General features: G+C 46.0%; 25 protein-coding genes. 6 read left to right on the top strand and 19 right to left on the bottom strand.

What is annotated here, in order from left to right:
- Positions 1-46: 46 nt before the first annotated feature.
- Positions 47-673 carry a LysE family translocator gene (locus HGO26_RS20325; RefSeq protein ID WP_028760074.1) on the bottom strand — a complete coding sequence of 209 codons (627 nt, stop codon included), beginning with the start codon at positions 671-673 and terminating at the stop codon, positions 47-49.
- Positions 674-765: 92 nt separating this feature from the next.
- Between HGO26_RS20325 and HGO26_RS20320 the strand changes: the two genes are divergently transcribed.
- The gene (locus HGO26_RS20320) at positions 766-2,124 is read left to right on the top strand and encodes an aminotransferase-like domain-containing protein (RefSeq protein WP_168827506.1); all 1,359 of its coding nucleotides are present in this window, start codon (positions 766-768) and stop codon (positions 2,122-2,124) included.
- Between the two features lie 184 nt (positions 2,125-2,308).
- Here the strand turns inward: HGO26_RS20320 and HGO26_RS20315 are convergent, their stop codons facing one another.
- A complete protein-coding gene (locus HGO26_RS20315; RefSeq protein WP_168827504.1) occupies positions 2,309-4,183 on the bottom strand; it encodes a choice-of-anchor I family protein in 1,875 nt (624 codons plus the stop codon).
- Positions 4,184-4,635: 452 nt separating this feature from the next.
- Between HGO26_RS20315 and HGO26_RS20310 the strand changes: the two genes are divergently transcribed.
- The 3 genes from HGO26_RS20310 (at position 4,636) to ilvN (ending at position 8,585) form a co-directional block, all read left to right on the top strand.
- Positions 4,636-5,859, top strand: a complete 1,224-nt coding sequence (locus HGO26_RS20310; RefSeq protein WP_168827502.1) for a multidrug effflux MFS transporter — start codon at positions 4,636-4,638, stop codon at positions 5,857-5,859.
- Between the two features lie 513 nt (positions 5,860-6,372).
- On the top strand, positions 6,373-8,091 hold the full coding sequence (locus HGO26_RS20305; protein ID WP_105252618.1) for an acetolactate synthase 3 large subunit: 1,719 nt from the start codon (positions 6,373-6,375) through the stop codon (positions 8,089-8,091).
- The gene (gene ilvN, locus HGO26_RS20300) at positions 8,091-8,585 is read left to right on the top strand and encodes an acetolactate synthase small subunit (protein WP_028759823.1); all 495 of its coding nucleotides are present in this window, start codon (positions 8,091-8,093) and stop codon (positions 8,583-8,585) included. Before HGO26_RS20305 ends, ilvN begins: the two co-directional genes overlap by 1 nt.
- A gap of 100 nt (positions 8,586-8,685) precedes the next feature.
- Here the strand turns inward: ilvN and HGO26_RS20295 are convergent, their stop codons facing one another.
- The 14 genes from HGO26_RS20295 to trmJ all read right to left on the bottom strand — a co-directional run bounded on the left by HGO26_RS20295 (position 8,686) and on the right by trmJ (position 19,181).
- Complete coding sequence (locus HGO26_RS20295; protein ID WP_028759822.1) at positions 8,686-9,129, bottom strand: Hsp20 family protein; 444 nt, start codon at positions 9,127-9,129, stop codon at positions 8,686-8,688.
- A gap of 361 nt (positions 9,130-9,490) precedes the next feature.
- A complete protein-coding gene (gene ndk, locus HGO26_RS20290) occupies positions 9,491-9,922 on the bottom strand; it encodes a nucleoside-diphosphate kinase (RefSeq protein WP_011789197.1) in 432 nt (143 codons plus the stop codon).
- 197 nt (positions 9,923-10,119) lie between these two features.
- Positions 10,120-10,287, bottom strand: coding sequence for a hypothetical protein (locus tag HGO26_RS20285; RefSeq protein WP_168827500.1), 168 nt, complete (start codon positions 10,285-10,287; stop codon positions 10,120-10,122).
- A 217-nt stretch (positions 10,288-10,504) separates the two neighbouring features.
- Entirely contained in the window at positions 10,505-10,702 is a 198-nt protein-coding gene (gene iscX, locus HGO26_RS20280; RefSeq protein WP_028759821.1) for a Fe-S cluster assembly protein IscX, read from the bottom strand.
- A 113-nt stretch (positions 10,703-10,815) separates the two neighbouring features.
- A complete protein-coding gene (rimK, locus tag HGO26_RS20275; RefSeq protein WP_006081851.1) occupies positions 10,816-11,721 on the bottom strand; it encodes a 30S ribosomal protein S6--L-glutamate ligase in 906 nt (301 codons plus the stop codon).
- 157 nt (positions 11,722-11,878) lie between these two features.
- Complete coding sequence (gene fdx, locus HGO26_RS20270) at positions 11,879-12,217, bottom strand: ISC system 2Fe-2S type ferredoxin (RefSeq protein WP_168827498.1); 339 nt, start codon at positions 12,215-12,217, stop codon at positions 11,879-11,881.
- A gap of 8 nt (positions 12,218-12,225) precedes the next feature.
- Complete coding sequence (gene hscA, locus HGO26_RS20265) at positions 12,226-14,088, bottom strand: Fe-S protein assembly chaperone HscA (RefSeq protein ID WP_168827496.1); 1,863 nt, start codon at positions 14,086-14,088, stop codon at positions 12,226-12,228.
- Positions 14,089-14,155: 67 nt separating this feature from the next.
- Positions 14,156-14,680, bottom strand: a complete 525-nt coding sequence (gene hscB, locus HGO26_RS20260) for a co-chaperone HscB (protein WP_113940596.1) — start codon at positions 14,678-14,680, stop codon at positions 14,156-14,158.
- A gap of 16 nt (positions 14,681-14,696) precedes the next feature.
- On the bottom strand, positions 14,697-15,020 hold the full coding sequence (gene iscA, locus HGO26_RS20255; RefSeq protein ID WP_006081855.1) for an iron-sulfur cluster assembly protein IscA: 324 nt from the start codon (positions 15,018-15,020) through the stop codon (positions 14,697-14,699).
- Between the two features lie 14 nt (positions 15,021-15,034).
- Entirely contained in the window at positions 15,035-15,418 is a 384-nt protein-coding gene (gene iscU, locus HGO26_RS20250; RefSeq protein WP_006081856.1) for a Fe-S cluster assembly scaffold IscU, read from the bottom strand.
- A gap of 37 nt (positions 15,419-15,455) precedes the next feature.
- The gene (locus HGO26_RS20245) at positions 15,456-16,670 is read right to left on the bottom strand and encodes an IscS subfamily cysteine desulfurase (RefSeq protein ID WP_028759818.1); all 1,215 of its coding nucleotides are present in this window, start codon (positions 16,668-16,670) and stop codon (positions 15,456-15,458) included.
- An 80-nt stretch (positions 16,671-16,750) separates the two neighbouring features.
- A complete protein-coding gene (iscR, locus tag HGO26_RS20240; protein WP_006081858.1) occupies positions 16,751-17,212 on the bottom strand; it encodes a Fe-S cluster assembly transcriptional regulator IscR in 462 nt (153 codons plus the stop codon).
- A 378-nt stretch (positions 17,213-17,590) separates the two neighbouring features.
- Positions 17,591-18,412 (bottom strand): serine O-acetyltransferase, encoded by an 822-nt coding sequence (cysE, locus tag HGO26_RS20235; RefSeq protein ID WP_028759817.1) that lies wholly within the window; start codon positions 18,410-18,412, stop codon positions 17,591-17,593.
- A gap of 40 nt (positions 18,413-18,452) precedes the next feature.
- A complete protein-coding gene (trmJ, locus tag HGO26_RS20230; protein WP_028759816.1) occupies positions 18,453-19,181 on the bottom strand; it encodes a tRNA (cytosine(32)/uridine(32)-2'-O)-methyltransferase TrmJ in 729 nt (242 codons plus the stop codon).
- A 153-nt stretch (positions 19,182-19,334) separates the two neighbouring features.
- On the opposite strand from trmJ, the gene suhB reads away from it, so the two are divergent.
- Positions 19,335-20,138, top strand: a complete 804-nt coding sequence (gene suhB, locus HGO26_RS20225) for an inositol-1-monophosphatase (RefSeq protein ID WP_028759815.1) — start codon at positions 19,335-19,337, stop codon at positions 20,136-20,138.
- A gap of 276 nt (positions 20,139-20,414) precedes the next feature.
- Here the strand turns inward: suhB and lolE are convergent, their stop codons facing one another.
- The 3 genes from lolE to HGO26_RS20210 form a co-directional block, all read right to left on the bottom strand.
- Positions 20,415-21,665, bottom strand: a complete 1,251-nt coding sequence (gene lolE, locus HGO26_RS20220) for a lipoprotein-releasing ABC transporter permease subunit LolE (protein ID WP_168827494.1) — start codon at positions 21,663-21,665, stop codon at positions 20,415-20,417.
- Entirely contained in the window at positions 21,662-22,357 is a 696-nt protein-coding gene (lolD, locus tag HGO26_RS20215) for a lipoprotein-releasing ABC transporter ATP-binding protein LolD (protein ID WP_168827492.1), read from the bottom strand. Before lolD ends, lolE begins: the two co-directional genes overlap by 4 nt.
- 134 nt (positions 22,358-22,491) lie before the next feature.
- Positions 22,492-23,724 (bottom strand): lipoprotein-releasing ABC transporter permease subunit, encoded by a 1,233-nt coding sequence (locus HGO26_RS20210; RefSeq protein WP_168827491.1) that lies wholly within the window; start codon positions 23,722-23,724, stop codon positions 22,492-22,494.
- A 94-nt stretch (positions 23,725-23,818) separates the two neighbouring features.
- Here HGO26_RS20210 and HGO26_RS20205 point away from each other — a divergent pair, with 94 nt between their 5' ends.
- The gene (locus tag HGO26_RS20205; RefSeq protein ID WP_168827490.1) at positions 23,819-24,460 is read left to right on the top strand and encodes a hypothetical protein; all 642 of its coding nucleotides are present in this window, start codon (positions 23,819-23,821) and stop codon (positions 24,458-24,460) included.
- The last annotated feature ends 70 nt before the right edge of the window (positions 24,461-24,530 follow it).

The following is a 24,530-nucleotide window of genomic DNA, read 5'->3' as shown; positions in this document are numbered from 1 at the left end:
TCTTCCTCAGAATATTTATAGGGTTAGGCACTTAATTCAAGCCAAGCTAGCGTAATATCATAGGTAATGACACTAAGAGCAAGCTGCCCATAAACCAATTAAAATGGCGCTTACGTCTATCGGTATTGAGTTTCTTACTGATCGCGGCACCGACAAATACCCAAGTAAATGATGCAGGAAATCCCACTATGTTGAACATTAATACGCCAAGAAACGCACTCAACCAAAAGCCATCGCCACTTAATGTAAAAGCGCTACACAGGGTAATCGTCGACATCCAAGATTTAGGGTTAATCCATTGAAATAATGCAGCTTCAATGAGCGTCATAGGTTTTCGTCCATCATCCAAATGCGTGCTCTGCACTGGCGACGTCACTAATTTGTACGCGAGATACAGCAAATATGCTAAAGCGAAATATTTCAATACTTGGTGCAATACCGGTAATGCTTCAAACAAGGTACCGAGGCCGAATAATACCGCAAGATGTAAAGAGGTCGAACCCAAGCGGATCCCTGCAATATGTGGCACGGTACGCAGCACACCAAAATGCGCTCCAGAGCTAGCTAAGAGAATATTGTTCGGTCCGGGAGTCATTGTCATCGTCGCGCAAAACAGCGCGGTCGAGGCCATTAAAGTCCATAATTGTGGATCATAAAGTAGTGCAGTATTCATATTCGCCTTAAATTGTATGCATACATTTGTTGACATAAAAAGATGCAATAAATAATATACGGAGAATATTAGAGATCAATGGATTTATTGTCATGGGTACAATCTGGACGCCAGACCTAACGACTTTTTCAGGCCCGAGATATCAGCGCTTAGTCAGTGCCATAGAACAAGGCATTTTGCAGAAGGTGTTAACCCAAGGTAGTAAACTGCCACCGCAGCGCCGTTTAGCTGATGCCTTAGGCATCACTATTGGCACTGTGACCCGCGCCTATGCATTGGCGGAACAAAGGGGTTACGTCGAAGCACGAGTGGGAGATGGCACCTATGTCAACGCCTCCCCTGTACCTGAAATGGGTAACGTACAATTGAATATGGCGACCTGTCAGCAGCCACTCACAGATCAAATCAGCACCCTAAGCGATTGCCTCAGCCAATTAGCGAAAGACCCCACTAAATTGAGTCAGTTACTCGGTTATCGCGCCAGTCCATTAGATCAACACCAACAAGTGTTCCACCAATGGTTAAACCAACGCGGCATACAGCAAACGCCCGAGCAACTGGTCTTTACCCATGGCGGCCAGCAAGCCATTTTTGCCTGTTTGAGCGCATTTTTATCAACAGGCGATATACTGCTACACGAGCAATACAGTTATCCAGGCGTGAGAATTTGTGCTAAACAGCTTGGTGTCACTAGCGTTGGAGTGCCCCTTACCCACGAAGGATTAGATCTGCCGCGCTTTGAAGCCCTATTACAGATCCACAACCCTAAATTAGTCTATCTCACACTGAATAATCAAAACCCCACTTGCATTCAGTACAGTGAATCACAGCGGCAGAAAATCCTTGAATTATCAGAGCAATATCAATTCTATATCATTGAAGATGACGTGAATTATTGTTTACCTGAAGAATGGCATTCGCCCCTGTGGCAATTAGCAAAACAGCTGGCGATCCCAAGGGTGATTTATATTTCCAGCCTGTCAAAATTGTTTTCTGGCGGCTTAAGGCAAGGTTTTATTCTGGTTCCTGACCCACTAATCGCCCAAGTGCGACTCGCTATTCATAGCCAATGCTGGATGGTGTCGCCGCTGAATATTGAAATAGCCTGTCAGTTGATAAAGAAAGGTCATATCACTGCAGAACGAGATACGCTCGTACGTCAACGCCAACGTCACTGTATCGCCATGGGCGAACGGCTGGGATTAACCCAAACTTGGCGAGGGTTAAACGGTTGGATACAACTGCCAGAAGATATCAAAGCCCATCATCTCGTTACCGCACTGGCCGCAAAAGGCATATTAGTCCGTAATGGTGATGACTTTAATTGCCATGATAATTTTATCCGCTTGAGCCTTGGTGGCGCCGAAAACGACACTCAATTCAATCTCGCGGTTGAATGCATAGAATCGACCATACGTTCCTTAGTGCAAAATGCTTATTCAGTGGTGTAAAGCGCTTCAAGACCATTAAGCTCAGCCAATTTTTATGCGCCATTTCAGATGAAGTTAATTCACACAAAATGGCGAATATTGTAGAAGAGTGAATAAAAAAAGCGCCAGTAGCATGCATGCTACTGGCGCTGATGTTACTGACAAGCTTGATGAACTATCGGTGAGCCATTCGCTATATGCACCACTATTTAATCTTGAGTTGGTAAACACTCGTGGTGCCACTAACTTCATTGCCTATGATTAACAAAGGATTACCATTAGGGCTTTTATCGGCACTGACAAATCTCATCCCTTCTGGCCCTAAATCACCCGCCAATGTTGCATCCCCTTTAACTTCACCCGTATCAGTATCGACAACGAAGTCAGCTTCAAAATCACGATTCACAACATAGTCGACAAAATGCACATCGAAAGGATTAGTCACGTCATAGATCATAAAGCCAGAGGTACGTTCTAAACCAACAAAGGCATATAGTCGTTGACCAATTTGGCCTAGGGCTAAAGCTTCTGGCTCTGGCCCCTTGTCATCGCTGCGACTATCACCTTTATTTTCTTCGTTGTTATTGTTGAACTTATCCCCCAGTAGTACGGCGGTAATACGTTCAAAATCACTGCCACTGTCAAACACTTGCTGACCATCAGCATTCCAAATCGAGAAGGAACGAGCACCAAAGCTCACGACTTTGTCGTAGTCGCCATCCTTATCATCGTCCCCCATGCTCTTCGTTACCTTAAGACGCGCTAATTGGGTTTTATCTTTTGCGGCGGCAAATTGTGGGTGATTCGGGTCGAGCACTAAATCCCCTGCGCGGGCTTCTTCCGAAAAAGCCGCATAGTCACGGGAGTCACCTTCATTCGCAGTTACAATAAAGTCAGTGTTATTCCAACGGTAGCTAGCAAGGGTATCGGGTTGATATATGCCGTACACCCCTGTGTAACTTTGCAGGTTCACAAGATTATCTTTGTCACTCGCATCAATTTTATTCACATCAAGCCCGTAATCTTTGAGGCCTAGCGGTAAAATCTTCGAGACTTTCGCATTGGCGATATCAATCACGGCAATAGCATTGTTCTCTTGTAAACTGACAAATGCACGGCGGTTATCTTGGCTAATGGCGATATATTCAGGTTCTAAATCCTGCGCCACACTCGCCATTGGACCATTAATTTTAATGTCAGCGGTGATTTCACTTGCACGCGCACCGCCCTGATTAAACGCACTAAAATTTATGATGGTCGCAGTAGCTGCGGGCTTACCGTCAGTAATCGCAATAAGCGCAACACTGCCTTCAGGATCTAAGGTATAAGCAGGATTAGGTTCGCCTTCATTGGCCACGAGTAAGGTTTTACCGTCGTGGGTGAACACCACATTATCGGGTAAAGCACCGACTTCGACGGCGCTGATAAACTGCGGAGCATCTGTGCCGTTAAGTTGATAAAAAGCCACAAAACCATTGGCTTGGGTTTTATTGCCTGCAGCGTCACCACGCTCAATGGCAGCCGCTAACAAGTTGCCTGAAATACTCACGCTGTTAACGCTACCCATAAAGGTTTGACCCACATCCTTAGCAACATCGAGTTCTGCTAATTTGTCGAGATTATTCAATGCTAAAGGATCTGTGGCGTTTGATGCAGTCGCTAATAAGCTGCCATCGATAATATCAACTTTGCCGCTGATCGCATTAACCACAAAAATACGGTTTGAAGCACTATGATATTCAACAATTTCGGCGGCACTTAAGCCATAAACGCCAGTCTGATGACGACCAATTAACTCAGCTTTTAAGCTTGCAGTTTGTGGCTGGCAAACATATTGGGTTTGCGCGACTGCAATTTCACTGTTATCCAATTGTCCATTATGGTTGGCATCTAATCCGGTATCGATACGCTGACCACCAGCGGGACAATTTGCATCACCGATAGTTAATACGGTCACTTTAACCAGTGAATTTAAGCCGTTGTCGCCTTTATCACCTGCTGCGCCATCATCACCGCTGCAAGCACCGAGTAATAAGCTCGCCATAATGGCGGCTGCAAGCGGGAGTCGTTGTGTTTTCATCGTGTCATTCCTGAATATTTTATTTTTAGTAGGGTGAAGCTAAAGCCCACTAAATTAGTCAGCATAAAAGACACCTAGATGACAAAGCAGTGACACTCAGATGACAACTAACACTTTTGAATGAAGCATATTGGAGGATAACGGCTCGAGCCGCCAAGGTTATGCCTCGATTATCGAGACTTGCTACTTAGTTACAATTTAATCGGTAAAATACGGTAAAGAAATCATCGCAAAGATTGGTTTATTTGTCCTAGCGCTTTACTATGCTATTGCTTAATGCCTTACCGTGAAAATTGATCGAAGCACAATTCACTTTCCCCCAAACACTGCCAATTAGTGCAAGATGCTGGCTAAAAATGGACGGATTAGAGTGAATTGTCCTAGTACAATTTAAACCACGCCGCATAACCCTGAGAAATACGCTTTCAATTCTTTCGCCACCCGAGGTAACAGTGGACCCACAATCACAACCTTCTGCCCATAACGGTAGACGTATACCGAATTTAGCACTGCTTATTCCCATGCTAGCGGCGATTGTCGCGATCACACCATTGGCCATCGACATGTACTTACCTGCGATGTCGACATTGGCCCTTAGTTTTCATACCGATATCACAACAGTGCAACAGTCCCTGAGTATCTACTTAGCAGGTTATGCACTGGGCATGTTGTGTTTCGGTCCCTTAGCTGACCGCATTGGCCGTCGCCCTATGGTGATAATGGGGCTGAGTGGCTTTATGCTAACCAGTTTACTGATTGGTTTTGCTGGTCAAGTCGAAGTCTTTCTTGGGCTACGCTTTTTGCAGGCCTTTATCGGCGCAGCAGCGACTGTGGTGGTGCCGGGATACATCAAAGAAGTCTATGGCGACAATACCGCCAAAGGTATGTCTTACGTGAGTTTAATCATGATGTTAGCGCCATTACTGGCACCTAGCATTGGCAGCGTGATCCTCGAGCTCGGTGATTGGCATTTAATCTTCTTCATTCAATCTGCCTATGCCGCAACCCTGTTATTACTCGTGCTGTTTGCGCTAAAAATGCCCAGCGATAAAGATATGGATACTCGCAGCCAAAAATCGTTTCTTGGTGCCTATGCGACCGTATTTTCCCGACCTGGCGTTAAGTTGAACATTGCCAGCGGCGTGTTAACGTCTTTTGCGTTTTTCTGTTATCTCACCGCATCCCCCTTCGTTTATATGGAAGTCTTTGCCTTAGATAAATCCTATTTTGCCATCTTGTTTAGCACCAACGTTGGCGCCTTGATGTTGGCCAATATCATTAATACTCGCATTGTCGGCCGCTATGGTTCGCTGCGTATGTTGCACGTATCGACCTTTTTTGGCGCTATTGCGGGAGCTGGTTTATTAACCGTCAACCTACTGGATATGAGCTATCATTTTACCGTGATCATGCTTATTCCTTTGATGGGCAGCCTAGGGGTGATGTCGGTCAACGCCGATGCGATAGTGCTGATGAAGTTCAAACAAGAAACCGGAACGGCAACGGCGGTTATTGGCACCTTAAGATTTGGCTGTGGCGCGTTAGCGGGGCCATTATTAGCGGTGTTCTATGATGGCACAGCAGTGCCCTTCTCTGCCCTCATGTTAGGCTCTATTGTGTTAGTCGGTATTTGCCAATTTAATCGTCCAAAGCATCAAATACAGCCGACGATTTAAGGATCTATTTTTAAGAAATCATGGATGCCAATGCCACATCGGCAACACATGTTTGATCGCGTGAAAACAGCGCATTGGCTTTTTGTAGCAAATAAGTAATATTTAATCGCAACAGTTAAGTATCTGCTTATCTAACGTCCCACACCAAAACGGCACTTTTAGTGCCGTTTTTGCTTTTTAAGCATCTAACAATCTGAAAAATATAAAATAAGCCCATAAATCAGCCTAGATTACTTAGCGATTCCAGCAAGTTATCCAGCCATTCAAACGTGAAATTGTTTCAAGTTGGTTATTTTTTACATAAAAGGCTTGAAATGTTGTTTTTTTTGAATATGATGAAATTCTGTTCATTGCAACAGTTGCTGCATCCTAAGGATGAATCACTTGTCTTCTACGAAGTCAGTTCAGCATTTCGGAGTCTGAATTACCCTTCAGGCTTAATTTTTAGAGCGATTACCGTCGCTGTAACAAAATACTGTTTACCGTAACGGTACTATGCAATAGGAGTTCCACATGGAGATGTTATCCGGCGCCAGCATGATAGTGCGTTCTTTGATTGATGAAGGCGTAAAGCACATTTTTGGCTATCCTGGCGGTTCAGTTTTAGATATCTACGATGCCCTGCACGTTATCCCAGGTATTGAACACATACTCGTTCGCCACGAACAAGCCGCCGTACACATGGCCGATGGCTACGCCCGTGCTACGGGTAAAGTGGGCGTGGTATTAGTCACTTCAGGACCCGGTGCCACCAACGCGATTACCGGTATTGCCACCGCCTACATGGATTCTATTCCCCTCGTCGTATTATCGGGTCAAGTACCGAGCAACCTTATCGGTAATGATGCTTTCCAAGAATGCGATATGATCGGCATCTCTCGTCCAGTGGTCAAACACAGCTTTTTAGTAAAAGATCCCACTCAAATCCCTGAAACGATAAAAAAAGCCTTTTATATTGCCTCTACCGGCCGCCCTGGGCCTGTTGTCGTAGACCTGCCAAAAGATTGCTTAAACCCAGCGCTGCTGCACGAGTATATTTATCCCGAAAGCGTGAAAATGCGCTCATACAACCCGACAACCTCGGGGCATAAAGGACAGATCCGTCGTGGACTACAGGCACTATTAGCGGCTAAAAAGCCTGTGCTCTATGTCGGTGGAGGCGCCATTATCTCGGGTTGTGATAAGCAAATTTTACAATTAGCTGAGAGATTAAATATTCCCGTCGTCAGCACACTTATGGGACTCGGGGCTTTTCCAAGTACCCACAAAAACAGCCTAGGCATGTTAGGGATGCACGGTCGCTACGAAGCCAACATGACAATGCATAACTGCGATTTGATCTTCGGTATTGGTGTACGCTTCGACGATAGAACCACTAATAATGTGGAAAAATACTGTCCGAACGCGACCATTTTGCACATAGATATCGACCCCTCGTCTATTTCGAAAACTATCCACGTCGACATTCCCATCGTAGGGTCGGCCGACAGTATTTTAGACAGCATGTTGACACTGTTAGATGAATCGAACGAGCACAATGACAACGATGCCATCGCCACTTGGTGGAATGATATTGAGCAATGGCGCGGCCGCGATTGTCTGGCCTATGACAAAAACAGTGGTCGCATCAAACCACAGCAAGTAATTGAAACCTTGTATAAGCTGACCAATGGCGATGCCTATGTCGCCTCTGATGTTGGCCAGCACCAGATGTTTGCCGCCTTGTACTATCCGTTCGATAAGCCGCGCCGCTGGATCAACTCAGGTGGCCTAGGGACAATGGGATTTGGCCTACCCGCCGCAATGGGCGTAAAAATGGCCATGCCTGATGCCACCGTTGTGTGTGTCACGGGTGATGGTTCAATCCAGATGAACATTCAAGAGCTTTCGACCGCGCTGCAATATGATACGCCGGTTAAAATTATCAACTTAAACAATCGTTTCCTTGGCATGGTTAAACAATGGCAGGACATGATTTACTCTGGCCGTCACTCACATTCCTATATGGATTCAGTACCTAATTTTGCCAAAATTGCCGAGGCCTATGGCCATGTAGGTATGACGATCAGCGATCCCGCCGAACTTGAGTCAAAAATGGCAGAAGCGCTAGCGATGAAAGACAGGCTGGTCTTTATCGACATCATGGTGGATGAAACTGAGCACGTGTACCCCATGTTGATCCGCGGTGGTGCGATGAATGAAATGTGGCTGACTAAGACGGAGAAATGCTAATGCGTCGAATTATATCTGTATTATTAGAAAACCAATCCGGCGCCCTGTCTCGTGTGGTCGGTTTGTTTTCACAGCGCGGTTATAACATTGAAAGTTTAACGGTGGCGCCAACGGACGATATCACATTGTCGCGGCTTAACATTACGGTCGTTGCCGATGAAATGGTGTTAGAGCAGATAGAGAAGCAGCTACATAAACTCATCGATGTGTTAAAAGTTTCGAATATTACCGAGTCTGCTTATATTGAACGCGAATTAGCCCTTATTAAGGTCCGCGCCCAAGGCGAGTTTAGGGAAGAAGTTAAACGGATGGCGGACATTTTCCGCGGCCAAATTGTCGATGTCACCGCCAATTTATATACCATCCAAATGGTCGGCACATCAGAGAAACTCGATGCGTTTATCCATGCGCTAGGTGAAGTGACTAAATTGGTCGAAGTCTCTCGCTCCGGCGTGGTGGGTTTGGCTCGCGGAGAAAAGGCCATGAAAGCGTAGCTTTCTCACGGAAATCTCGCGGACATTTTTTGCGTGAACACAAAAACATCAAGGGGAGCATTATGCTCCCCTTGTTTTTAGGTGGTTACCACAGTGTCAATTATGACTGGCTGTCTAGCAAGCGCGATGAAGTGATCTCGATTTTGCGTGGTTTCAACGCTTCAGGGATTTCACGCACTAAATCAATATTGAGTAAGCCATTTTCTAAACTTGCGCCGAGCACAGTGACATAGTCTGCCAGTTGGAAAGTGCGCTCAAAACCGCGTTCCGCTATGCCTTGGTACAAGTATTTACGCTCGGTTTGGCTTTCAGCTTTATTGCCTTTCACCAGTAATTTCTCACCTTCACTGCTGATCTCAAGTTCATTCATTGAGAATCCGGCCACGGCCATAGTAATGCGATAGCGATTTTCGCCTAATAATTCAATGTTATATGGGGGATAGCCAGTATTGCCATTATTAGCGGCGGCATGTTCTGCCAGCTGAGCTAAACGGTCAAAACCAATGGCACTACGGTACAGGGGAGCTAGATCATAATTACGCATATTCATATCCTTGTCTTAAGCAATATGGAGAATTGGCGGACGGTTTTCACGATGAAAACGCTTGTAGAGTCTGCCGAGTTAAATCTTCTGTCCTTACGGCACAGAATTCACACTAGGATCCTCATCGAGCGATCCTGAAATAGATATAAGGACGGGAGAGAAAATTTCAAGCAAGAAAATTAAAAAATGTGCAAAATTTAAAAAGACTAATAAAAACAAACTCTAATTAAGTTTTAACACTTTGAATTGACGTGTGATTTGTATAGAGGCATTAGCGTCATTGCAACACGGAAATCTATATTCGCTAAATTGCAGCCAATAAAAAAGGAGCCTAGGCTCCTTTTTCAGTCTTAGCATCGAATTAACGAGTGCGTGGACACAATTCTTCAGCGCTGAAGAAGTAAGCAATTTCACGAGCAGCAGATTCAACAGCATCTGAACCGTGAGCCGCATTTTCGTCAATGCTTTCTGCGAAATCAGCACGGATAGTACCAGGAGCTGCTTGAGCTGGATTAGTTGCACCTAAAATTTCACGGTGAGCTAAAACAGCGTTTTCGCCTTCTAATACTTGGACCATGATAGGACCAGAAGTCATAAATGCAACCAGAGCACCGAAGAAACCGCGCTCGCTATGCTCAGCATAGAAACCTTCAGCTTGTTCTTTGGTCAGGTGTAACATTTTAGCTGCAACGATCTTAAGACCAGCAGTTTCAAAACGATTGTAGATAGCACCGATGTGGTTTTTTGCAACAGCATCTGGCTTGATAATAGAAAATGTGCGTTCGATCGCCATAACTAGCTTCCTTTGTCAGCAAGTTTAAAAAATTCGCGCGGATTATACGAAATTTAAAAGCTAAATCCTATCTTTATAGCAAATTAGTCTGAGATATTGCGCACATTCGCTTTATTCGTAATCAGCTTGATCACGCAAAATACCCCGCTAGGAGGATAAATCCTTAGCAGGGTTCATTAACTCATTAAAAAATGGGATTATTTTCTATTTTTTGCCCAAATACCAGCCCATGCAATCAAAGCGACTAAAATGACTGCGGGTGCAAGCTCTAACAAGTGATGGAATAAACCGACACCGCCATGACCTGGATGAGCCCAAGCCATTGAAGGGACAAACATACATAACAATACAAGCAAAAGTTTCATGTGAACATCCTTGCAGTTGCGATAATAAAGTTAAGCCATATAAATGCCTTAACCAATATACAACAAATTACGATATCCACTGAAAATGAACTTGACTGTGATCAAACTCTCGCCAAATATTCTCTGCGCCACTGCAAATACGTGAGATAAATCACCTTAGTTAATCTTCTGAAGGACAAGATGCCTCACATAAAAAGCCGTACCACAACTGTGCTCACTACTTTTCATCAATCCAACACTGCTGAATTGCTTCCAGTATTTTTTCATTGCAATGCTTAGGATCATCTGCAAAATCATTCAAAGCTAACACCCACTCATACAGTTGGGTGAAATGCAGCTGAGTGGGATTCACCTCTGGGTGTGCTTCGAGTAATTCCAACGCAATATCTAACGAATCTATCCAAGTTAATGTCATCGTTTTCCCCTATTCGGTTCGCTTGAATGGGTAAGCTAGTGCTTAACGCCGTTACCCATAAGGAGGTGAATCAAGTGTTGATATTCCGTAGTCAATACTCGACACCAAGGGTGTTAACCCTGTGCTTGCGTCACCTTTTTTACTTTAATCGCATTTTTTTCAACAAAATCAATAATAGCACCCGCCACATCTTTCGTGGTGGCACCTTCAATCCCCTCAAGCCCTGGTGAAGAGTTCACTTCCATGATCACTGGGCCATGGTTTGAGCGTAACAAATCAACCCCTGCCACATTCAATCCCATCGTCTTCGCCGCACGAATAGCCACAGAGCGCTCTTCAGGAGTTAGTTTGACTAAACTCGCCGTGCCACCACGGTGCAAATTAGAGCGGAACTCACCGGGCATAGCTTGACGTTTCATGGCGGCAATCACTTTATCACCGAGCACGAAACAGCGAATGTCTGCGCCGTTGGCTTCTTTGATATATTCCTGCACCATGATGTTGGCTTTCAGGCCCATAAAGGCTTCAATCACGCTCTCAGCCGCTTTGCGGGTCTCGGCTAATACCACGCCAATGCCTTGGGTGCCTTCGAGTAATTTAATCACCAGAGGCGCGCCACCCACCATATCAATTAAGTCAGGAATATCACTCGGTTTATTGGCAAAACCGGTAATAGGCAAACCAATACCGCGGCGTGACATCAGCTGCATAGAACGCAATTTGTCCCGTGAGCGGGAAATTCCAACTGAATCATTTAAGGCATAGACGCCCATCATCTCAAATTGGCGCAACACCGCCGAACCATAAAAGGTAATCGACGCCCCAATACGGGGGATCACGGCATCAAATGCAGGTAACTCTCGCCCGCCAATGTGGATACTCGATTGCCGCATATTGATATTCATATAACATTCAAGGGGATTGATTACGTGTACTTCATGACCACGTAATTGAGCCGCTTCAACGAGTCGCTTCGTTGAATATAACTCTGGCCCTTGCGATAAAATCGCTATTCTCATTTGGTCTCCGGCAACCATTAATTTTGAGCGCATAATACGCCTGCGCAAGGATAAATCAAACAACTAGAGGCATAGACAAGATTAGTTGCACAAATGCTCAACGCCAAAAGCAAAAAACCAGTCACGTGGACTGGTTTTAATCATTATCGAAGCAATATTAATTGCCTTCGCTAACCATGTTAACCGTGTATTTAGGGATCTCAATCACCATGTCAGTGTCGACCACTCTAGCCTGACAAGATAGACGGCTTTCGGGCTCGAGTCCCCATGCTTTATCTAACATGTCATCTTCTAGCTCATCACTTGGCTCAAGATCATTAAAGCCTTCACGCACGATACAGTGACATGTCGTGCAAGCACAGGACTTTTCACAGGCATGCTCGATATTGATGCCATTACGCAGCGCAACATCGAGAATGGTCTCACCAACATTCGCCTCAAGCACAGCGCCATCAGGGCACAACTCGGCATGGGGAAGAAAGACTAATTGGGGCATTACATCACCTATATGTTGTCGATCGACTGGCCTTTAAATGCCACTCGAATAGAATTGTCCATACGTCTGGCAGCAAAATCTTGGGTTTGCTCATCCAGTTTTTCAATCGCGAGTTTAATCGCATCGGCATCATCGCCCGCGGCAACTTGCGCCACATTGGCCATAGTAGCATCGATCTGCCCACGCTCATCGGCATTCAGCAAATCGCCATCCTTCGCTAACGCGGCATGTAAAGACTCGAGTACCCTCGCCGCCTCCACTTGCTGCTCAGCCAGCATACGACGACCGATATCGTCTTTGGCATACTTCATCGAATCTTTCAGCATAGTGGCAATTTCAGTATCCGATAAACCAAAAGACGGCTTAACTTGAATACTAGACTGCACGCCGGTGGATTTCTCCATCGCCGTCACGCTAAGTAAACCATCGGCATCCACTTGGAATGTCACCCGAATGTGCGCAGCGCCAGCGGCTAACGGCGGAATACCCTTTAAGGTAAAACGCGCCAGTGAGCGGCAATCGGCAACGAGCTCACGCTCACCTTGCACCACATGGAATGCCATGGCCGTCTGACCATCTTTAAAGGTGGTAAATTCCTGCGCCCGTGCAACCGGAATCGTGGTATTACGCGATACCACTTTTTCCACTAAGCCGCCCATGGTCTCTATGCCTAATGACAAAGGGATCACATCGAGCAATAACAAATCCGATTCGGGTTTGTTACCCACTAAAATGTCGGCTTGAATGGCCGCACCAATGGCGACAACACGATCGGGATCGATAGATGTCAGCGGTGGTTTACCGAAGAAAGCTTCGACCTGTTCACGCACTAATGGCACACGCGTTGAACCGCCAACCATCACAGTTTCAAGCACTTCATCCGTCGTGACGTCCGCATCACGCAGGGTACGGCGACAGCTGGCAATCGTCTTTTTCACCAATGCCGCAATCATGGCATCAAATTCAGCTTTAGTAACGATTTGCGTCAGTTCAGTACCATCGGCAAGGATCACTTTTGCTTCAGTTTCTGCAGCATCAGTTAAGGCTTCTTTAACTCGACGCGATTCAATCAACAACTGACGGCTTAATTGTGAGTCGATGTCACTAAGCTGCCACACTTGCTGCATATGTGCTTGCAGTAAGTGATCGAAATCATCACCGCCAAGCGCTGAATCGCCACCAGTAGCAAGCACTTCGAATACACCGCGATTCAAACGCAAAATAGAAATATCAAAAGTGCCGCCGCCTAAATCATAGATGGCAATCACACCCTCTTGCTTAGAATCTAAGCCATAGGCAATCGCAGCAGCCGTCGGTTCATTCAATAGACGTAGCACTTTAACACCCAGCAAAGCTGCGGCATCTTTTGTGCCTTGGCGCTGGGCATCATCAAAATAAGCCGGTACGGTTATCACCACACCTTGCAGTTCGCCACCTAAGGTTTTTTCAGCGCGGGCGATCAGCGGACGTAAAATCTCCGCAGACACTTGCACGGGATTCACTTGGCCTTGGGGAGTCACAAATAAAGGTAAACCGTTTTCGCTTTCGGCAAACTCGTAGGGTAATGATTGCTCGCCAGCTTGAATATCCGCTAGGCTGCGGCCCATAAAACGCTTAACCGAAACGATCGTGTTTTGCGGATCCTGCGCCGAACTCAACGCCGCAAGTGCGCCGACTTCGACTGAATCTTGGGTATAACGCACGATAGAAGGTAATGAATGCTGTCCAAGTTCGTCCGGCAGGGTTGCCGTCTCTCCACTTCGAACAGCCGCCACCAAAGAATTGGTCGTACCTAAATCTATGCCAACGGCAAGTCTATGTTGGTGCGGCGCGGCACTTTGACCGGGCTCAGCTATCTGCAAAAGGGCCATATATATCCAACTTAGTAATGCCAACTCAAGCGTACTTGAGTCAGCAAAGTAACATAAACACGGAAAATCAATCTAACAGAGCGTCTTCGACTCTGGTCAACTCGTCGTGTAATTTTGCCATAAATTTGAGTTTGCGAACTTGATCCGCCGCTAACAATGCGTCTTCAGCCTGCTCACTGGTTAACAGTTGAGTCAATTGCTGAGTAAGTTGCGCGCGGTACTGTGCAAATGATTGATATAGCTCGTCAATACTCGCTTGAGGATCGGCACTATCGCGTATGTCTTCTAACGCCTCGCGCCATTCCATTTGCTGCATCAAGAAGCCAGTATCTTTCACTGTCGTGGTTTCATGGCTTAATTCAATACCACGCAGCGACAACATATGCTCAGCGCGGCGAATGGGATCTTTTAAGGTTTGAAAACCATCATTGACTTGCGCCGTGCGCTGCACCGACAGCAATTTTTGCTGATCAGTATCATTGGCAAATTTATCGGGATGAACCGCCCGTTGCAGTTCGCGATAGCGTTCTGCAAGTAAGGCGGTATCAATATCGAAGGCAGGGGAAAATTTAAACAGCTCGAAATAATTCATGCGTCAACTTTAGCGGTTAAACAGTGAAACTCTCACCACAACCACACTCACCTTTTGCGTTAGGATTATTAAATTGGAAGCCTTCATTCAGCCCTTCTTTAACAAAATCCAGCTCGATCCCTTGAAGATAGATAAGGCTCTTGGCATCTATGATGATTTTCACATCTTCGATATCAAACACTTCATCATCATCATTTAAAGAATCAACGAACTCAAGTACATAAGCCATACCAGAACAGCCTGATGTTCTTAAGCCGAGACGCAGGCCTACACCTTTGCCTCGGTTGACTAAGAAAGATCTGACACGATCGGCTGCCGCTGGGGTCATTGTAATCGCCATCTTAACTCCAGATGTTACTTAGCTTGTTTCGATTTGTACTCGTCGATAGCAGCTTTAATGGCATCTTCAGCCAAAATTGAACAGTGGATCTTCACTGGTGGCAATGCCAATTCTTCAGCGATATCCGTATTTTTGATCGCCGCAGCTTGTTCGATAGTCTTGCCTTTAACCCACTCAGTTACCAGTGAGCTAGACGCAATCGCGCTACCACAACCGTAAGTTTTGAACTTAGCATCTTGAATGATGCCATCAGCACCAATTTTCAACTGAAGTTTCATCACGTCACCGCAAGCAGGCGCGCCTACCATACCGGTCACGACCGAAGGATCGTTTTTATCAAAAGAACCAACGTTACGTGGATTCTCATAATGATCTATCACTTTTTCACTGTAAGCCATGGTACTGCTCCAAAATTATCTATTGTAAAGGTCAGAATTAATGATGTGCCCATTGAACTTGGTTCAGGTCGATCCCATCTTTAAACATTTCCCACAAAGGAGACATTTCTCTTAATTTATCAATAGATTGAGTAATAACTTCGATAGCGTGATCGATTTCTTCTTCGGTTGTGAAACGGCCGATTGAGAAACGAATTGAGCTATGTGCCATTTCATCATTTAAGCCAAGTGCACGTAATACGTAGCTAGGCTCTAGGCTGGCTGAGGTACAAGCCGAACCCGATGAAACCGCTAAATCTTTCAGTGCCATCATTAACGACTCACCTTCAACATAGTTGAAGCTGACGTTGAGGCTACCGCTAACACGGTCAATCGCATCACCATTGATATAGGTTTCTTCAATGTGCTTGATGCCATTCCATAATTTGTCACGTAATGCACCGATACGAGCGTCATCAGAGGCCATTTCCGCTTTTGCGATTGCAGCAGCTTCACCTAAACCTACGATTTGATGCGTTGGTAACGTACCGCTACGCATACCACGCTCATGACCACCACCGTGCATTTGCGCTTCTAGGCGAATGCGTGGCTTACGACGAACATATAGTGCGCCGATACCTTTAGGGCCATACATTTTGTGGCCAGAAATCGAGATCAAATCCACTTTAGTGGCTTGCACATCGATAGGTACTTTGCCTGCACTTTGCGCTGCATCCATGTGGAAAATGATGCCTTTTGAACGGCATAGTTCACCGATTGCATCGATATCGTGGATAACACCGATTTCGTTGTTCACGTGCATGATGCTGACAAGGATAGTGTCGTCACGCATTGCCGCTTCTAAACGTTCCATCGGAATGATGCCGTTTGCAGCAGGCTCTAAATAAGTCACTTCGAAACCTTCACGCTCTAATTGGCGACAAGTATCGAGAACCGCTTTATGTTCAGTCTTACTGGTGATGATGTGCTTGCCTTTCTTGTGATAGAAATGAGCAACACCTTTTATCGCTAAGTTGTTCGATTCCGTCGCGCCAGAGGTAAACACAATTTCGCGGTGATCGGCGTTAATTAACTCGGCAACTTGGTTGCGAGCAATATCCACCGCTTCTTCGGCTTGCCAGCCGTAGCGGTGTGAACGTGAGGCCGGATTACCAAAGATGCCGTCCATTGTCATGCATTGGAACATCTTTTCCGCGACTCTAGGATCAACAGGCGTGGTGGCGGCATAATCTAAATAGATAGGAAGCTTCATAACACACTCCGTACTGAGCAGTCTCTGGTAGAGGCTACATACAACGTACAAAAATTATTTTTATATATAACAAAGTGCCGCTATAAACTGACTCTTTGTTCCTTTTGCATAGTGTCTTGCTTAAGTGAGATAAATTGCACATCTCGCTTCTGCATCAAGCCGGCAAGACTGATACCATCTAAAAAATCGGAAATTTGTTTGCTTAAATCGCCCCAAAGTGAATGGGTTAAACAGCGAGTTCCACTCTGACAGTTGCCAAGTCCTTGGCAACGAGTCGCATCGACAGACTCGTCTACAGCATGTACAACCATGCCGACTGAAATATCATTTGCTTCTAGGCCTAAGCGATAACCACCGCCCGGTCCACGTACACTGGCAACTAAACCGTGTTTTCTTAGCTTAGCGAAGAGTTGTTCCAGATAGGAAAGCGAAATCCCTTGTCTTTCAGAGATATCCGCTAAGGGAACTGGTCCCGATGCTGAGTGGATTGCCACATCTAGCATAGCGGTTACTGCATAACGACCTTTTGATGTAAGTTTCATAACTACCATAGCTCCCGAACAGGTATGCATTATTTCAACATACCCGAGTAATTCAGTCAAGTATTAAAACCTACTAAAACACTCAAGTATATGAGTGTGCACATAACCAATACCCTTTCATCTTGGTGGGGTATTTAACCTTTTTCTAGCCTAAGATTCAATGCTAAAGCGCCAATTAATCGACATCTAGCACGATATAAACGCAGGATAAAAGTGATCTCGGTACTATGGCGCGATCAAACTCAGGTTTGATCGCAATATGCGCCTTTACAACAGGATGAGCTAAAGTAACACGCTAAACGAGACCCTTGTGAGGGTCAGCCCTTAAGCAAGTTAGACCACTAAATTAAATGATTTCGTTGAACCATTTCTTGAAACTTAGATACTCGGATCAAACTCATCTAATGCACTATGGCGTTTTTCCGCCGCCGCTTTTTCTGCATCATTGAACTCGCCCATATCAAGCTCTGGCAGTTTTTCAGTGCAGACATTGCCACCCAGCCCTTGAATGGCTTGACACAACTCTTGAACTTTCGAGTCCATCAAATGCATGTGATCGAGCATCTGCCCTATTGCATTGGCCACCGGATCGGGATTATCCGGTGATACCGCGTACGCATCGAAGCCATATTTTTTTGCCATCGCGCTGCGGCGTTCAGTTTTCTCTTTCGATTGCGGTGACGGTGTAGCCACCACGCGCCCAGGAATCCCCACAACCGTGGTATCTTTGGGCACATCTTTCACCACAACAGAATTAGAACCCACACGCGCACCATCGTGCATGGTAATAGGACCGAGGATTTTTGCCCCTGCGCCCACCACCACGTTATTGGCTAACGTCGGATGACGTTTCCCCGCCTGCCAGGTGGTTCCACCAAGCGTGACACCGTGATAAAGGGTGCAATCATCACCAATCTCAGCCGTTTCACCTATCACAACGCCCATACCGTGGTCGATAAAAAATCGATGACCTATGGTTGCCCCAGGATGGATTTCAACTCCTGTCAACCAACGGGAAAACGTCGATAAACAACGTGCCGTTAAGCGCCAATCGCGCTTCCATAGCTTATGGCTTATCCGATGCAACCAAATGGCATGCATGCCTGGATAGTTAACCAAGATCTCAAACGCGCTACGCGCCGCAGGATCACGGTGATATATAGATTCAATATCTTCTTTTAGCCTAGCTATCACGCCCATTGTTTATCCTTCGCGATTAGTGTTAATTATTAAGGTTTGGCTATTTTTCTTTAGAACCCGCCACTTTCTCAATTGACGTCAAAATACCCCTGAGGATATTCATTTCCTGACTCTCAATCCGTGCACGACTAAACAAGCGGCGAAGTTTCATCATCACTTGTCCAGGATGGTTCTTGATGATAAATCCAGTGGATAACAGTGTTGTTTCAAGGTGTGCGAAAAAACGTTCTTGATCGGCAGCCAAGGGATACTCAGTCAGCTCTTCTTCGGCAACGTCTTTTTGCGCGAGATGGGCAACGCGGGTTTCATAACAAATGATTTGTACGGCTTGCGCCAGATTAAGCGAGCTGTACTCTGGATTTGCAGGGATAGCCACATGATAAGTGCACTGTTGCAGCTCTTCATTGCTTAAACCATGGTTTTCACGGCCAAACACAATCGCAACAGGGCCTTTAAGTGCCTCGGTCGCTAATTTCACCCCAGCTTGTCTTGGCTCTAACATGGGCCAATCTAAAGTGCGACTGCGCGCGCTGGTTGCAATCACTAGACTGCAATCGGCAATCGCTTCAGCAAGTGAATCCACTTTCACAAGATGTTTCAGAATATCCGATGCACCCGCGGCTAATGCTATGGAATGACCATCGGGCTCAACCCGGGGTTCTGCAAGATACAGAGTAGACAGACCCATAGTCTTCATCGCTCTGGCAGTAGAACCAATATTGCCGGGGTGCGAAGTCCCCACTAAAACCACTCGAATATTACTTAGCATGAAACAACTTAATTTAATTCATAAAACGTTGGGGACGAATATTATCACAGCCATTGCCGAATGCTTATATGAAAATCGGTATTTGATATAACTATCAAATCGAGTATAATACCGCCCGCTATTTTAACGTTCTTTAACATCCAGGGGATTGCAATGCATCCGATGCTGACGATTGCTGTACGCGCTGCCCGCGCGGCCGGCCAAACTATTATGCGCGCCTATACTGAACTTGACCGTATCGAAGTCAGTTCAAAAGGTATCAACGATTTTGTTACCAGTGTAGACAAGGAAGCAGAAGCGACAATTACTTACCAAATTCGTAAATCTTACCCTGATCACACTATCGTGGGTGAAGAGAAAGGCGAAAACCGCGGTGAGAATAAAGACTATGTTTGGATAGTCGACCCTCTGGATGGCACTAACAACTTTGTTAGAGGCATTCCCCACTTCGCGGTTTCTATCGCTCTGCAATACAAAGGCAAGACTGAAGTTGCCGTTGTTTACGATCCTGTCCGTGAAGAACTCTTTACCGCCGTCCGTGGTAAAGGCGCAAAACTCAATGATTTCCGTCTGCGTGTTACCAACGTGAATGAATTAGCGCCTACTATGATTGGTACTGGCTTCCCATTTAAGGCGCGTCAACACACTGAAACTTACATGGCTATTTTCGGCGAAGTCTTCGGCCAATGTGCTGACTTACGTCGCGCAGGTTCTGCCGCATTAGATTTAGCCTATGTTGCTGCGGGTCGTTTGGACGGTTTCTTTGAAATCGGCTTAAAGCCATGGGATATCGCTGCTGGCGATCTGATTTGCCGCGAAGCAGGCGGTACAGTGACTGATTTTACTGGCAACCATAACTATTTGGTTTCGGGCAACATCGTTGCTGGCTCACCTAAGGTGACCACAGAATTAGTGAAGATCATGCGTCCATTATTGAACGAAGGCTTAAAACGTTAATCGAGATTAACGCTTAGCTTTAAATAAACGCATAAAACAGATACAAAAAAGGCCAGTGGTAATCTCTTTAAGAGCGCCCACTGGCCTTTTTGTTTATGTGGTTTTCATTCTAAAGCCTTAAGTACTCGAGTCATCAAGTCCTCAGTCGCCACAATATCGTATTTAGAAATAGTATAGTAATTAAGCAATAGTCATTGGAAAGAAAGGAGTGTCCTGAAAACATCTGCACTGATTTCAGCCCACATCGGCTAACATGACGAACAGCCACTTATCCAGTTATCTACCCGCTAACGCTTGTGCTGGTGCAATTTGGCTCGCCTTCCAAGCGGGATACAAAGTCGCGATTAAACTCATCACAAACGCCATCATAATCACCAGTACCGCATCCGAAACATGCAATTCAGACGGTAAAAAATCGACAAAGTAAACATCGGCCGAGAGCAGTTGAATACCGAGTAATTGCTCAACTGAGCTCGCAATCGCACTTAAATTCAGCGCCACACTAATGCCGATAATGCCGCCAAGGCCACAGCCAAGCAGACCATTTAACGCGCCCTGCACCATGAAAATCCCCATCACAGCCAAACGACTCAGGCCCATGGTCATCAAAATCGCAATTTCGGACGCTTTATCCCGCACCGCCATGACTAAGGTGGAGACAATGTTAAAGCAGGCCACACCAATCACCAACACTAAAACTAAATACATCACAGTGCGAACTAACTGAATATCTTGATATAAATGCCCTTGGGTACGGGTCCAGTCACTGATATACACAGACTGCTTTTGCGCATAACCGAGTTCGCGCACTTTTACTGGTGCATCAAACACTTTATCGACGCTAATACGCACACCCGTTACACCGTTATTCATGTTCAAGATCTGCGCCGCGTATTGCAATGGAATATAAGCGGTTGTCAGTTCAAGCTCGCCGCCCAGATGATAGGTGCCTGACACCACAAAACGATGGCTCTTCGCAGCACGTAAACTACCTGCCGCGTCTGGATCGATATCCTGCACATATAAGGCCAGCGTATCACCCACCTCAAGCCCCAACTTAGTCAATAAACTCTCGCCAAGGACGATATGATTCTCATCTTGGCTCAGACTCTGCCAGCTTGCATCACTCATAAACTGTGACAAAGTTGAAACCTTCGTTTCTTCTTTCGGATCAATACCCACCACGGCTAAGCCTTGAAAACCACCTGGCTTCTGCACTAAACCTTGCATGCGGATAAAGGGGGCTGCACCACGAATACCTTCAATTTGTAGCGCACCTTGCGCAACACTCTGCCAATTGACGATAGGTTCGTCCACCCCGACAATGTCCGCCTGCGGCACTACACCCAGTAATCTTTGCTCTAACTCGCGCTCAAAACCATTCATTGCAGACAGAACTATGATCAATACCGCCACACCTAAAGCGATACCGGCAGTCGATGCAAAGGAAATAAAACTAATAAAACTGTTGGATTGGCGGGCGCGATAAAAACGCCAACCAATGGATAGGGCTAACGGTCCTTTCATACTTGGGTTTCCGCCGCTAATTGCAAGTAACCGTTTTTCATCATCAGTTGGCGGTCCATACGGGCAGCCAATTTATGATCATGGGTCACCACCACAAACGCCGTACCTAACTGATCGGCCAGCTCTCGGATCAACTCATAAACCGCATCGCCACTGTTAGCATCTAAATTACCCGTAGGTTCATCGGCCAGCACTAACTTAGGTTTATTAATCAACGCCCTTGCGATAGCGACACGCTGACGCTCGCCGCCCGATAGTTCAGCAGGAATGTGGGTCATACGATGGCCTAGCCCTACCCGCTCCAATAAGACTTTTCCATCGGCGAGCGCTTGTTTACGGTCTTTACCTTGAATAAATGCCGGCATAGCGACGTTTTCTAGCGCAGTGAATTCAGGCAATAAATGATGGAATTGATAGATAAAGCCGAGATCTTGATTGCGGATCTGCGCTTGACGCGCACTAGACACTTGGTATAAATCTTCGCCTAGCAACAAGACTTTGCCCGCGGTTGGCTCATCCAAAGTTCCCATAATATGCAGCAGTGTGCTCTTACCTGAGCCTGAGCTGCCGACAATCGCCAACTGCTCGCCCTTAAACACCTGCAAATCGACATTAGACAACACTTGCGTGGTCACGGCGCCATCATGGTAACTCTTACTGACACTCTGCACTTGCAGTAACACGTCTTGCATTGAAGTTCTCTCTTAAACATGCTTTGGCACCGATTTATTTCATTAAATCAATGCATTAAATTATTTTCATCTTGGCAAGCATCACTCACGGATGAATGCCCATGGGTGACGACTATTCGTAAAAGCTCACGGGGTTACTCGTATCTCAACGCAGTTGCAGGTTGCACACTGGCCGCACGCAGCGCGGGATATAAGGTCGCCAACAAGGTGACCAATAGTGTGCCTATCACGATCACTGACAACTGCATCAACTCCAGTTTTACTGGTAAACTCTGTCCCGCACCTAAAATCGAAATGCCTAATGTCGTCATAATGCCATTAAGATTCAAAGTGATAAGTATACCTACCGCGAGCCCAAGCACTAAACCGAGTACTGCATTGAGCGACCCCTGCACCACAAAAATGCCCATCACGGCGGGCGTGGTTAAGCCTTGGGTTTTTAGCACTGCCACATCCGTGGTTTTATCGACCACCATCATCACCAGCGCCGAAACAATATTGAATGCGGCCACGGCCACAATCAGGCTCAGCATCAGCGACATCATGTTCTTTTCCATTTTTACCGCACCAAACAAGTGACCATAGGTATCACGCCAATCGCTGGTTGTTACCTTAATATCTTGTTTAGCGAGAACATCCTGCACTTTAGACGCTAAAGCGGGCGCGCTAAAGGGATCGGTTAAATAAAGTCTAAGCTGATCAATAGCCTCACTCGGTTGGCGCATCAAACGCTTTGCATCTTGATAATGGATATATGCAACGCCGGCATCAACCTGAGAGCCCATTTCAAAAATGCCAGATACCAAGAACTTACGTTGACTCGGCACTGGGCCTAATGGGGAGTACACCACACCATCGCCACTCAATAATCGTACCGTATCACTGGGAGCGACTTTGAGTTGCCGTGCGAGCTCAGATCCTAAAATCACCTTGAAATCGCCACTCGCCAACTGTTCAAATGCACCTGAGTAAGTGTGCTGCGCAACGGAGGATAACTTTTGTGCTAATTCGGGAAACACCCCATAAACCTGCACAGCGCGAATATTCGACGCAGATTGCACCATGGCCTGCGTCGACACGCTCGGTGTAACGCCTAAAACACCCGGTAAGGCTTTAAGCGCACTCGCCTGCTTTGTCCAATCGACTAATGGCGCTTCGCTATAAAGGGTTAATTGTGGCACTGCACCTAAAATACGTTGCTTAAGTTGGCCTTCAAGGCCATTCATCACTGAACTGACAACGATCAAGGCTGCAACGCCTAAAAAAATGCCCGAAACGGCAAATAAGGTAATGAACGACGCGAACGCGTTCGCTTTTTTGGCCCGCCAATAACGGTAACCAATATAGAAAGGGAATCCTGGATTCATTGAAAGAGGGTTGCGTCCTGTGTGCTGAACTTGCTAAATCATGAAGATGGGCACGATAATAGGGGTATTGGTCCTATAAATAAAGAGGCAAGCCTTGTTCACTGACACCAATCCGTATTTTAGTGTGCCTCATCACTTTACCGCCTACCTAAGCCAATGGCCGAGTTCCCAGCCATTACCCTCAGAAATGGCACTGAGATCAATGCAATCATTAGGCATTCAATTGCTCAGCGAAGTCAAAACTCTCGAAGCTAACTGCTTGCTACAGCTGCGCCATTTAGATAACGAGGCAAAAGTTGTCGTGGATTTTTTAAAGCTGCAATCCCGCAAAGTAGATCTAGTGCTGCAACATGTATTAGAAAAAGAAACCCAAGAGGGCGAAAAATGCTTTGGTAACCAATTTGGTGGCAGTGGCCTGAGATTACTCACCCCAACAGCCTTAGATATTGGCTCCCACTATAAAATCACTCTGTTTATTCACGACGAATTAGTTGCCATTCTCTGTTTTGGCAAAGTCATCGCCACTCAAGCACAAAAAATAGCACAAGCCGAAGGCGATATGAGTCGTAATGACAGTACAGAGCAACATACTCAACCTGAACATCTACAATGGCAAACCGACTTTGAATTCAGTCAAATTCTTGAATCTGACGTGGAGCAATTAGTCAAAGCCAGCCTCAATGTGCAACAGAAACAACTCAAGTTACGCAAACTCGCCAGAGACGAGCGTCAATAGCCGCTGACTTTTCTCTGGCACCTACGCCATCAAGTCTCTACAATGTCTGCAACTCTTTGTGAATGAATCA

It is taken from the genome of Shewanella oncorhynchi (assembly GCF_012584455.1).
Taxonomy (GTDB): domain Bacteria; phylum Pseudomonadota; class Gammaproteobacteria; order Enterobacterales; family Shewanellaceae; genus Shewanella; species Shewanella oncorhynchi.
This window is presented reverse-complemented; position numbering and strand designations above follow the sequence as displayed.